The 11,529-nt window shown below is 34.8% G+C and carries 12 protein-coding genes; 4 read left to right on the top strand and 8 right to left on the bottom strand.

The annotated features are described in order from the left end of the window. Positions 1–19: 19 nt before the first annotated feature. Positions 20–676 carry a type 1 glutamine amidotransferase domain-containing protein gene (locus C406_RS0105785; protein ID WP_017379652.1) on the bottom strand — a complete coding sequence of 219 codons (657 nt, stop codon included), beginning with the start codon at positions 674–676 and terminating at the stop codon, positions 20–22. Positions 677–1,165: 489 nt separating this feature from the next. Here C406_RS0105785 and C406_RS0105780 point away from each other — a divergent pair, with 489 nt between their 5' ends. Beyond that, positions 1,166–2,227, top strand: a complete 1,062-nt coding sequence (locus C406_RS0105780) for a YkvI family membrane protein (protein WP_017379651.1) — start codon at positions 1,166–1,168, stop codon at positions 2,225–2,227. A gap of 70 nt (positions 2,228–2,297) precedes the next feature. On the opposite strand, the gene C406_RS0105775 is transcribed toward C406_RS0105780, so the two are convergent. Continuing rightward, positions 2,298–3,770, bottom strand: a complete 1,473-nt coding sequence (locus C406_RS0105775; protein ID WP_026045621.1) for a SulP family inorganic anion transporter — start codon at positions 3,768–3,770, stop codon at positions 2,298–2,300. 154 nt (positions 3,771–3,924) lie between these two features. Here C406_RS0105775 and C406_RS0105770 point away from each other — a divergent pair, with 154 nt between their 5' ends. Continuing rightward, a complete protein-coding gene (locus tag C406_RS0105770; protein ID WP_017379649.1) occupies positions 3,925–4,467 on the top strand; it encodes a recombinase family protein in 543 nt (180 codons plus the stop codon). A gap of 51 nt (positions 4,468–4,518) precedes the next feature. Here the strand turns inward: C406_RS0105770 and C406_RS0105765 are convergent, their stop codons facing one another. From C406_RS0105765 to C406_RS0105755, 3 genes are all read right to left on the bottom strand, one after another. Next, positions 4,519–4,938, bottom strand: coding sequence for a universal stress protein (locus C406_RS0105765; protein ID WP_017379648.1), 420 nt, complete (start codon positions 4,936–4,938; stop codon positions 4,519–4,521). Between the two features lie 288 nt (positions 4,939–5,226). Then, positions 5,227–5,403: a hypothetical protein gene (locus C406_RS20480; RefSeq protein WP_017379647.1), complete on the bottom strand. Its 177-nt coding sequence runs from the start codon at positions 5,401–5,403 to the stop codon at positions 5,227–5,229. 34 nt (positions 5,404–5,437) lie between these two features. Then, entirely contained in the window at positions 5,438–6,055 is a 618-nt protein-coding gene (locus tag C406_RS0105755; protein WP_017379646.1) for a class I SAM-dependent methyltransferase, read from the bottom strand. 338 nt (positions 6,056–6,393) lie between these two features. On the opposite strand from C406_RS0105755, the gene trhO reads away from it, so the two are divergent. After that, a complete protein-coding gene (gene trhO / locus C406_RS0105750; protein ID WP_017379645.1) occupies positions 6,394–7,368 on the top strand; it encodes an oxygen-dependent tRNA uridine(34) hydroxylase TrhO in 975 nt (324 codons plus the stop codon). A gap of 87 nt (positions 7,369–7,455) precedes the next feature. On the opposite strand, the gene C406_RS0105745 is transcribed toward trhO, so the two are convergent. Then, positions 7,456–8,343: an EAL domain-containing protein gene (locus C406_RS0105745; RefSeq protein WP_017379644.1), complete on the bottom strand. Its 888-nt coding sequence runs from the start codon at positions 8,341–8,343 to the stop codon at positions 7,456–7,458. Between the two features lie 385 nt (positions 8,344–8,728). After that, positions 8,729–9,457: an SGNH/GDSL hydrolase family protein gene (locus C406_RS0105740; protein WP_237740519.1), complete on the bottom strand. Its 729-nt coding sequence runs from the start codon at positions 9,455–9,457 to the stop codon at positions 8,729–8,731. Between the two features lie 654 nt (positions 9,458–10,111). Here C406_RS0105740 and C406_RS0105735 point away from each other — a divergent pair. Then, entirely contained in the window at positions 10,112–10,807 is a 696-nt protein-coding gene (locus C406_RS0105735) for a TraR/DksA C4-type zinc finger protein (RefSeq protein WP_017379642.1), read from the top strand. A 124-nt stretch (positions 10,808–10,931) separates the two neighbouring features. Here the strand turns inward: C406_RS0105735 and C406_RS0105730 are convergent, their stop codons facing one another. Next, the gene (locus tag C406_RS0105730; protein ID WP_017379641.1) at positions 10,932–11,339 is read right to left on the bottom strand and encodes an organic hydroperoxide resistance protein; all 408 of its coding nucleotides are present in this window, start codon (positions 11,337–11,339) and stop codon (positions 10,932–10,934) included. Positions 11,340–11,529 lie beyond the last annotated feature (190 nt).

Genomic DNA, 11,529 nt, shown 5'->3' with positions numbered 1-11,529 from the left:
AAGCTCCCCCTTTATATATCTATATTTTCTTTAATAATTCTTTCACGACCAGTGGTGTTGATTGTGGATTTTGACCTGTAATTAACTTACCATCTACCACTGAGTGTTCAGACCAATTTGGAACAGTTTCAACTGTAGCGCCAAGTTCACGAAGTTTGCTTTCTAATAAAAATGGCATCAATGAATCAAATGTTGTCTCGCGTTCTTCTGCATCCGTGAACCCACTTACTCGTTTACCTTTCACGAGAGGTTGACCATTTGAAAGTGTTGCTCCGACTAGACCTGCTGGGCCGTGACATACAGATACTACGTACTTGTCCGCTTCATAAAATTCTCGCAATAAACTTTGTAGCTTTTTATTCTCAGGAAAATCAAACATCGTACCATGACCACCAGGAAGGAATATTACTTCGTGTTCACCCATTTCTACTTCTTCAATAGATACTGTATTCGCTAAATACTTTTCGGCATCCAAAATCTCTTGTGGTGTGTTTTCATCAATGCTACCAGGATCTACTGGGGCTTTACCACCCAAAATACTACTAACTGTCACGTCGTATCCTTGCTTCTTAAACGCCAAGTAAGCGTCTGCAAATTCAGATAACCATGTGCCTGTTGAAATATCTTCACCCATTTTATCAGTGCTAGTTAAAACCATTAATATTTTCTTTGTCATTTAATTTCCTCCTAATTGGTAATAAATTCATTCTCTAAAGATTGGAATTTATTTATTTACTATTTATTTTTTCTTACTCTTCTACATAATTATATTTACCCTCAAATTAAAGAAGAAAACGTGCAATAGCACATTCAAAATTAATAAGGATTGAACTGTAGAATTATTTTAATATGGATTCTAAAATCTCAATACGAGCATATCCTTTTAATCTATTACAAGTTATACATACTGAATTTTATTTGTATTTATTATCAATTTATCATTAAAATTTAATATTTCTTTGTCTATTACATTAATTAGTATTACAGTTCACCATATAATTTTCCATTTACACAGTCCAATTGATTCATCCTTGGTTAGGGAATTGTGATCTTCATTGAATAATGTCTTGAATCTTGTTAAGTTGTATAAGGTTCAAGATTCATTATATTAAAATACAAATTTGTGTGAATTTTCTTACTAAAGAGTCACATTCAGGGGGACATCATGAAGAAAAGTTTACAGATGGGTAGTGCCTTTATAGGCATAGTTGTTGGAGCGGGATTTGCTTCAGGACAAGAAATACTTCAGTACTTTACAAGTTTTGGATATATGGGGTTAGTTGGTGCATTGATTTCGGCAGCCTTATTTGGTTACCTGGGCATGAATTTGACGAGACTCGGCAGTAGAATGCAAACGACTTCACATAAAGAAGTTGTTTATGGCATTAGCGGAAAGTTTATTGGCAGAATTGTCGATAGCATTATTATCCTCACTTTATTTGGCGTTGGGGTCGTCATGATTGCAGGAGCGGGTTCAATTTTCTCGCAGCAATTCGGACTATCCTCTACTCTCGGCAGTACTGTCATGGTGGTAGCAGTTATTATCACCATCATGTTGAACGTCCAAAAAGTCATCGCGATTATCGCTGGTATGACGCCATTCCTCGTGCTAGCTGTTGTTTTAATTGCTGTTTATAGCATTACAACGATGGATATGACTTTTAACGAGTTAAATTTACTAGCAAATGATCAGCCTACTTCTTTACCAAACTGGTTTATTTCTTCCATTAATTATGTTTCATTTAACATCGCAGTTGGAGCATCCATGGCTATCGTTATGGGTGGAACTGAGAAAGATGAGAAGATTGCAGCTCGTGGTGGACTGTTTGGTGGTCTCGGTCTTGGAATCTTGATCACCTTGAGCTACTTGGCAATCTTTGCAAAAATTGACGTAGTGGCAGAATTCGATATGCCTATGTTAAAACTTGCTGATGATATTCATCCTATTCTTGGATTATTTATGTCACTTATCTTATTTGCTATGATTTATAACACGGCAGTAGGGATGTTTTTCTCGTTCTCAGCACGCTTCGTTAAAATGGGAACTGCAAAATTTAGAATATTCGTCATCGCAACTGGCATCATCGCATATCTTGCAAGTTTTGTTGGATTCACAAAATTAGTTAGCATGTTCTATCCAGTTGTCGGTTATCTTGGTCTGTTCTTAGTAGGAGCAATTATTTTTGCTTCATTCAAGAAACCACCTGTTAAAAATAAGAGTAAATAAAATATAAATACAAAAAGAGGCTGTCCTCAAAAGTCGGTTACATGACTTTTGAGAACGCCTCTTTTACTGTTTAATGTGCTGATACTTTTGCGTTTTCATTATTATAAACAGCAAGTTTTTCAACTAATTTCTGACTGCTTGAGTTAAGACCAGTAATTATGACATGATTATGGTTTCCTCTAAGTTTCAAAACTACTTTATCAATAGCCCCTACTCCTGAATCATCCCATACTTGAGTATTAGAAAAATCGATAACAATATTTTCTTTTTCCGTGTAATAGTCGAAAGAATCAACAAAACTTTCGACTGAAGCAAAGAATAATTGTCCCTTCACTTCGTAATATACTTCGCTTCCTTTTATCATTTTTACCACTTCAATTTTAGAAATTTTAGCAACAAAGAAAATGGCACTTAATATTACCCCTGCAATAACCCCTTTAGAAAGATCGTGAGTTAGCACAACGATTGAGACCGTAGCTACCATTACAATGGAATCGGTAATTGGTGCTTTTTTCAAATACGTAAACGAAGACCAATCAAACGTACCAATAGCCACCATAATCATTATACCTACTAAGACAGGCATTGGGATTTGAATAACTAATTCTCCTAGAACGATGATGAGGAACATGAGGAATAGACCTGCAACCAATGTTGACAATCGACCACGTCCGCCAGATTTCACATTAATAACTGATTGACCGATCATGGCGCAACCGGCCATACCACCGAAAAATCCAGTTGCAATGTTAGCAATCCCTTGTCCACGTGATTCTTTGTTTTTATCACTATCTGTTCCTGTCATATCATCAACAATTGTGGCTGTTAGAAGTGTTTCTAGTAACCCAACGATTGCTAATGCAAATGAAAATGGCAACACAATCATGATTGTTTCTAAAGAAAATGGCACATTTGGAATGAAGAATGAAGGAAGTGATTGCGTAATCGTGCCTAAATCGCCTACCGTTCTTAAATCAAAACCAGAAAAAATAGCAAGCGCTGTTAAAGCAACAATAGCAATTAATGGGGCTGGAATAGATTTCAAAAATCTAGGAAGAACATAGACGATTACTAATGTTATAGCTACAAACACATAGGTCAAATTAGAAATGCCTAAGAAGTGAGGAACTTGCGCCATAAAAATTAATATGGCAAGTGCATTAACGAAACCAATCATTACTGCACGCGGTATAAACTTCATAACTTTTGCTACTTTGAAGACCCCGAACAGGATTTGAATAACCCCAGTTAAAATTGTGGCAGCGAGTAAATATTCGACACCATAATCTTTCACTAATGGCACCATTAGTAAAGCCATGGCCCCTGTGGCAGCTGAAATCATCCCAGGTCGCCCTCCGACAAACGCTATGATTACAGCAATAAGGAAGGATGCATAAAGACCCACCATTGGATTAACCCCTGCAATAATAGAGAAGGCAATGGCTTCAGGAATGAGCGCTAAAGCTACTACAATTCCTGCCAATACATCTCCTCGTATGTTAGAAAACCAATTTAATTTTATTTTATCGATCAAACCATTCATCCCAATCATTAATTATTTTCTTATATAATCTTTCTATAAATATCTTTATTAGTAGACACGAGTTGGATTATATCATGAATCTTCCCAAAAAGGAACGATTAAAATGAACTCATATGATATAATTAATGAATTATATTAGGAGGTTTTAGACACAGTGAAATATGGATATATTCGACCTTTCGAAGAAGATGAACTAAATTCACGTCAATTTCAGGAACTAGATAATATTGAACATACTCATCTTTTTATTGAAGATCATTCAAGTGCTAAAAATCGTGTTAAATTAGATACATTACTTACAATCGTGAAAGCTGGAGATGTAATATACGTTTATAACCTCTATGTCCTAGCAGATTCAACACGCCATCTATTAGAATTATTGCAGCAATTAACTAAACGTAAAGTAACGGTACAATTTCTAGCAAATCAAATTAGTACGTCTGAGTCTTCTACTTATTCTTTTCTCACGATCTTAGAAGAATTAGCCCAATTTCAATCACAATCCATCAGCGCTAAAACTAAAATCGGCTTACTTGAAGCACAAAAAAAGGGAAACAATGCTGGCCGTCCTAAAAAATCAATGGTAAGTGTTAATGAAGCAATCGAGATGTATCATTCCAAAAAATATTCTCTTGAGGAAATCAAAGTAAAAACAGGTATTAGTAAATCTACTTTATACAGAAACTTAGAAAACTAAAAAATCCTACTTCACAAAGGAAGTAGGATTTCGCTAAAGTTTTCTTGTCGTTTATTTTACAACCATCACGGGACATTTAGCCATTTTCATCACTCTATGGCTAACACTACCCAAAACCATTTCTTGCAAAGTGCTCAAACCTCTACTACCCATAATTAGTATTTCGTGGGGATGATGATTCACAAATTTTATGATTTCAACTTCCGGGTCTCCTTTAAACATTTTCACTTCGTAAGCAACTCCATGCTTTATAAACAAATCTTCCGTTGATTGTAATTTCTCTTCTCGCTTTTGGCGGAAAAAAATCTCGTCATACTTTGAATTCGCTGGAGCTTTCTTAATTCTGTTAGGGTCCACAATATATAATAAGGTCACTTTCGTGAAATTTTCTGTAACAAGTTTAAGAGCTGATTCAGCCGCACGTAAAGCATGATTAGATCCATCTGATGCTAATAAAATTTTTGAATACATGTAGTTTCCCCCTTATAATTGTACTCCTTTTAAATTATCTGAATTATCGTACTATTAATTGTACTATTAAACTTGTACGATAATCCAGCGAAATCTTTCTCATATCCCTTGATTCTTTGTCGGAATTTAAGAGGTTTAGTATACTTTATTGAGTAAGGAACTTTGGTGGATATGGGGATTTTTGTCACTTTGAAATTAGCATCTTTATATTGAGGAATAGGAAGAGTAACCGACTATTAATTGAGGGAATTTCACGTTGTTAGTAAAAACAAAAACAATAAACCTATTTCATTCAGAAAAATCTTCAGATAATATCGTGCAGGATGCAATATCTTTATACAATACTAATTCGATATAAATGGCATGATGAACATTTTGTATCATATAAAATCCATCTGAGAATTCTTTAATTACTCGATATTGCTCATTTTTATAGAGCACGACTTTGTTTTCTAATTTCCTCATTTTTTCACCCCCAATTCTCTTCAAAGTACGATATTTAGTGTTCTTGTGTTTTACAGACCGCTAGTCCAATCGGGTAGTGCATGGAGTTACGCGGCGGCTCTATTAACACTCCTCTTTGATAATAAAATTCAGTTTGAGGAAAATCATGAAAGAGATGATGAAATTCATCAACAGTTAACTGATGATAATGAAATGGAGCGCTACATGATTCCCCTCTTCCTTTTCCAAAAGGAGTAGATAGGACAAGCGTGCCACCAGGTTTCAATCTTTTCATTAGCTGTAGAAAAAAAGAGCGGTCATTTGAAACATGTTCAATTGTTTCAAAACTTATAATCGTATCAAATAATCCTAATGATTCCATAAAATCGTCATCCTCTACACTTCCCTGTTTAAATGAAACAAGAGGATGATAATATCTTCCCTTTGCATAAGTAATCGCTTCTGACGATACATCTACTCCTGTAACAGATGAAATGTTTTCTTTACGCGCTTTTGCGATTAATTGTGCACCGTAACCCGAACCACATGCTATATCAAGAACTGCTCCTTTTCCATAATCAATTGCAAAATGATAACGAGCGATATGTTCTAATAATAAACCATTCATATTGCTCATTAAATCCGGCACGACTCTCTCATCTGTTAATTTCATCGTTTTATCATCCTTTATACTTGAGATTTTCCAAAATGGAAAATTAAATTTTTTCTATCCCTTTTCAAGAAAATTTTCAGTTTAACATACCAATAACATACCACATCTGTTATAGAACAATTGAAATATTTGGTAGGTTAGTTATCTTAAAATTTCTCCTCTATATCTACTATTTACCTATAATACACATTTTATATCATTAATTAAAAATATTAATAACAACAATTAGTTTTAATCGTATTCCAATTTATTCAAACACACTTTTTTTATAGTCAAGACACAATTTCCATGCTATAATTATTGATTGAATTAGTATAAATGTAAGGTGGTTAATTTAAATGGAAAACAAAGCTTATCAAGTCTTGTTATATTATAAATATATAGTAATTGAAGAACCTGAACTCTTCGCACAAACTCACTTAGCTGCGTGTAAAGCTATTGGCTTATTAGGACGAATTATCGTTTCTACTGAAGGCATTAACGGTACGGTTTCTGGAACAGTTGAGCAAGCACAAGCCTATATGGACATGATGAGGGACGATGAACGTTTTACCGATATGGTGTTTAAAATTGATAACGTCGAAGGTCATGCATTCAAGAAAATGCATGTACGTGCTCGCAATGAAGTTGTTCATCTTGGACTTGCGGAAGATGATATCAACCCGAACGAAATTACAGGCCAGTATTTGTCGCCTACAGAATTTTACGCAAAAATGCAACAAGATGATACGATTGTAATTGATGCACGCAATGACTATGAATTCGATTTAGGTCATTTCCGTGGTGCGGTTCGACCAGAAATCAAAAACTTCCGAGATCTACCTACCTGGATGCGCGAGAACAAAGAACAATTTGAAGGTAAAAAGATTTTAACATATTGCACAGGTGGAATTCGTTGCGAAAAATTCTCTGGTTGGTTAGTAAAAGAAGGCTACGAAGATGTAGGACAACTTCACGGCGGAATTGCTACTTATGGCAAAGACCCTGAAGTTCAAGGTCAACTATGGGATGGTCAAATGTATGTCTTTGACGAACGCATTGCGGTTCCTATTAATCATGTTGAGCACATTATCGTTGGAAAAGATCATTTTACAGGCGAACCATGTGAGCGCTATGTAAACTGCTCTAACCCAGAATGTAACGACAAAATTCTGTGTTCAGAAGAAAACGAGCATCTTTACATGCGTAGTTGTACAGATGAATGTCGTACACATCCTCGCAACCGTTATACCGTAGAGCATGGATTGACGGTTGAGCAATTTCAAAATCGATTGGAAGAACTCGAGCTTTTGAGACAAAGTACTTTAGTTTAATATAAAACAACCCCTCACTATTTCAAATCTAAAATGATTTGTCTCAGTGATGGGTTTTTCTGTTTCTATATATTAATTAAAATTGATTTAGTTTGCTCCATATATTAGATTAATTGGTCTAACAATAGGGAATTTCGTTAATGGGAAATAACCAGAACTTAAAGTGGGAGTTGGTTTTCCAAGAGCATATCCTTGCCCCATTTGAATACCAAGATTCTGTAAATATCTTAGTTCTGATAAAGTCTCTATACCCTCAGCAATTACTTCAGTTTTCGATTGTAATGCAAATTCTAATAAAAGTTCAACTAAATGCTGTTGCTCAGGTTGATCACTAATATTTCTAATAAGAGACTTATCAATCTTAATAAATTCCGGTTTTAAATAAACAAGCGTTTTTAAACTGTTATATCCCGTTCCTGCATCATCCACGGCAATCCGAAAACCTTGTTGCCTGTAATTCTCTATTATTTTTTCAAATTGATTATAATCGATTACTGCCTCTTTTTCCGTTAGTTCTAATACGATTTGATTCGGAGAGAGATTATATTTTGACAATATTTCTAGCGTTTTCCCACTACGATAAGCTGGATCAGCTAAAACCTGGGGCTGTATATTGAGGAAAATTAATCGTTTTTTATGACCTTGGGTTTGATCCAACTGTTCTGCATATCGCTCAAGAGAAAGATTACGCAAAAAACCTTCCACCATAAAAACATTATCACTTTGACCTACATAATCATAAAACTTTTCAGTTGTTGGAAATAGAGCTGTACTTTGAGGACGATTGAGAATTTCAAAACCAACTGTTTCCTCTTTATCTAATGAAACGATTGGTTGAAAGAATGTTTTTATTTTTTCAGCTTGCATAAGTCTCTTAAATTCTTCATTCTTTTTAAATTCTTGAAAATGACTAGTACGTTTAGAATTTAGAAACTCTAAATAATTTATTAGTGTAGTCAATCGATTATATTTCATTTTATCTCCTTTAGTACGTTGGCAAGTTATTTTCTGTTTCCGCCTTATTATACAGTAGAAAATTAATTTGCTATTTTAAAATATTGTAAAAATTATGTAAAGTAATTTACAAAAAAATAAATGAAAACAGGATTCTTCCACACCGTAACGATAAGAGTTTCTAGGTCACTTTGAATGGGGAAACCTGCGGCATCATAACCTTTAAGACGACGAACCAAGTGACGTTGTCACTTGGTTCGTCGTTCTTCGTAAAGGAAATCCTGCGGGTTTGAATCCGTCACTTCTTTTTTCAAACAACAATATCAATTAACAAAGAAATTTTATAGTTTTAACTTCCACATAAAAATTCAATTACGTGTTATTTGACCTTCTTCTTCTTTCCTTTTTAGTTTAACCCCAATGCTGCTAAACTAATTTCAGCCAGTTTCACATGTCCGGCAACGGTAGGATGAACTTCGCCTGCAATGACGTAATTGCCTTGATTATTATCGAAGGCCGCATAAGCGTCTGCAAGAAATACGTTATTTTCTTCCGAGACTAAGGAACTTATATTCCCGTTTATTAGCGAAAGTACACTATCTGCAAAAGCATTTACTTCTTGAATTGGATTGTAAATATTGTGAATTACAATAGGTGCATCACTCAGATTTCTGATCTCGGCTATGGTTGCATTTAGATTAGTAAAAATAGTACTGATTGCAAAGTAATCAATTAAGAAATTTTGGAACAAAGCAGGATTGCCTTCACTTAAAAAATAGGCTAGCTGTAAATCAGGTAATGCAGCTATTAAATCATTGCTCCCTATATTAAGAGTAATATAGTCTGCATGTTTGACGGCCTGACGGTATTTTTGGTTATTTTGTAATAGATTGAGCATGCCACCCGTCGTCAAACCAGGAATACCTAGATTATTGACTCTTAAATCGGCTTCTTTCCCCATTAAAAACGGAAATGCTTTTTTTGATGGGTCATCATTAGTAGCATCGAGATTGTATCCAAACGGGATAGAATCCCCTAATGAAACGAGTGAATTCTTTCCATTATCATTCTTTGCAAATGCTGAGGTAGAAAATACTAAACTGATTACTAAAAGTATCAAAAAAGATTTAAACATTTTTTTCAAATGAAACCCTCTCCCTTCGGTTCTCTAAGAAAACTATATTATGTAAACGGCTTTATTATTCATTCATATCTAAAATAAGCTGTCACAATACTCGAGAATTCTTAAATCTTGTATTTGCCAATTAGTATCGAGCGTCTCAGACAAAGTGTCTTCAACATTAAATCATAAAAAACCGTCCAACTAATGAAGTCACCCTAAAGAATGAGACAAAGAAAACAGCACCTCCCTGATCGTATTTAGGAACTACTGACATTAAAGATATTTGTCTTATGGGTACTAAAATCGAAAAAAAAAAAGTAAAGCTAGCCGTTTATTTAATAGAATTATATATTAAATAACTGAATATTACAAATACTATTTTACATATTTTTAACTTTGTTAAAAGTTCAAACTGATATTCCCTGATTGAATAACAGAGCTGAGGAGCTTATGTGCTTTTCAAGTTTCCATGAAGATTGCTATTAATCACCCAGGCACCTGTTATTTTAATATTCAGTGCTGAAAACAGTGAGAACTGTGTTGAATAGCCGCAATTTATTAAAAGAAAATATAGAAGAAAAACTCGAAATAACTTCTTACTATTTATAAAAATTGTTTAATCATGTTCTTTATTAATAAGTCTAGCTTAAAACGCTCATACTATTAATGATTAAAAATAAAGGATGTGATCGTATACTTACCGACAAACAAAAATCAGAGCTAAAGAAAGACCTGTTAGCCCAGAAAATTCAGTTGGAGAATCATGAGGACAATCCTTTCATAGAGCAAGGTAATATTCGTGATACGACAGGTGAACTTTCAACAGCTGATAACCATCCTGCTGATTTAGGTACAGAGCTTTATGAACGTGAGAAAGATATGGCAATTAAGGTTCATGAGCATTCTGAATTAGAAAAAGTGAATCATGCCCTTGAAGCCATGAAAAATGGAACGTATGGAGTTTGTGATGATTGCGGAGAAAGCATTCCTTACGAGCGCTTAGAAGCTCTTCCATATACGACCCGTTGTATTGAGCATGCGGAGAAAACGATTCCTTTAGATCGACCTTCTGAAGAACAAATTTTGATACCAGCAAACGATAACTCTTTTGCCGAACGTCATAAAAGTGATGGTGTCAGAGATTATGAGGACAGTTTTCAGGAAGTCGCCCAGTACGGTACATCTGAAACACCATCCGACCTTAAAGGTGACCATGCTAACTACAACGAATTATATGATGATGAGGACGAAGAAGGCATGGATGAAGAAGTGGATTCAATGCATATAATTACTCTCGGTGGAGACAATAAAGTAATATCACTCTCTGAACAAGAAGAAGCCATTCGAAATGATTACTTATGAATAAACGAACCAACTCATTATAATTAAAATAACAATTTAAATAAGAAATAGCTACTGAAAAAATGACCCTACTCCTTAATAAGAAGTAGGGTCATTTGTGTGCAATGTTCTCAAATAATAAGGACTACGCAATTCGACTTTCAACTTCTACAGTGACGTTATCTTTTGTTGCGCGTGAATATGGGCACACTTTATGTGCAGAATCCACAAGATTTTGAGCAACTTCCATCTCCACATCACGGACAAGTACATCTAGTTTAACGGAAAGTGAATAGCCATCAGTGTCTTGATTTAGCGTAACATGAGCTGTGACTTCCGATCCACCGTGTTCAATTTTTTCTTGTTGTGCAACCAAATTCAATGCAGAATCGAAACAAGCAGCATAGCCAGCCGCAAAAAGTTGCTCCGGATTTGTTGTCTCTTTTTTCACACCAGGCATAGCCAAGGGAATGTCCAGAACGCCATCCTCAGAACGAACGCGTCCTTCACGTCCCCCAATTGCCGTTACAGTAGACGTATATAGTTTTTTCATTTTTTATTCCTCCTCATTCTTAGTGTGGTTTCTAATAAATTGGTGTTATTTCAAAAAAATTCAGAACACACTATAGAACTATTCTTGCCCCTTTTAAGCTAACCTATCCATACATTTAGTAATGTTAGTAATAGGACATAAGATAGGATATCTTTTAAAAGCATATGATTGAAACTAGACTTCTCACGCT

Origin of the sequence: Paenisporosarcina sp. TG-14 (assembly GCF_000297555.1) — a bacterium.
GTDB lineage: Bacteria > Bacillota > Bacilli > Bacillales_A > Planococcaceae > Paenisporosarcina > Paenisporosarcina antarctica.
Note: the sequence above shows the minus strand (reverse complement) of the source record. Positions and strands in the feature narration are given on the sequence as shown.

Bases quoted from the DNA above. Each gene is read 5' to 3' on its own strand.
- trhO (WP_017379645.1), top strand. From the start codon at position 6,394: ATGGAAAACAAAGCTTATCAAGTCTTGTTATATTATAAATATATAGTA.
- C406_RS0105775 (WP_026045621.1), bottom strand. From the start codon at position 3,770: ATGAATGGTTTGATCGATAAAATAAAATTAAATTGGTTTTCTAACATA.
- C406_RS20480 (WP_017379647.1), bottom strand. From the start codon at position 5,403: ATGAGGAAATTAGAAAACAAAGTCGTGCTCTATAAAAATGAGCAATAT.
- C406_RS0105745 (WP_017379644.1), bottom strand. From the start codon at position 8,343: ATGAAATATAATCGATTGACTACACTAATAAATTATTTAGAGTTTCTA.
- C406_RS0105755 (WP_017379646.1), bottom strand. From the start codon at position 6,055: ATGAAATTAACAGATGAGAGAGTCGTGCCGGATTTAATGAGCAATATG.
- C406_RS0105765 (WP_017379648.1), bottom strand. From the start codon at position 4,938: ATGTATTCAAAAATTTTATTAGCATCAGATGGATCTAATCATGCTTTA.
- C406_RS0105730 (WP_017379641.1), bottom strand. From the start codon at position 11,339: ATGAAAAAACTATATACGTCTACTGTAACGGCAATTGGGGGACGTGAA.
- C406_RS0105785 (WP_017379652.1), bottom strand. From the start codon at position 676: ATGACAAAGAAAATATTAATGGTTTTAACTAGCACTGATAAAATGGGT.
- C406_RS0105780 (WP_017379651.1), top strand. From the start codon at position 1,166: ATGAAGAAAAGTTTACAGATGGGTAGTGCCTTTATAGGCATAGTTGTT.
- C406_RS0105740 (WP_237740519.1), bottom strand. From the start codon at position 9,457: ATGTTTAAATCTTTTTTGATACTTTTAGTAATCAGTTTAGTATTTTCT.
- C406_RS0105735 (WP_017379642.1), top strand. From the start codon at position 10,112: ATGATTAAAAATAAAGGATGTGATCGTATACTTACCGACAAACAAAAA.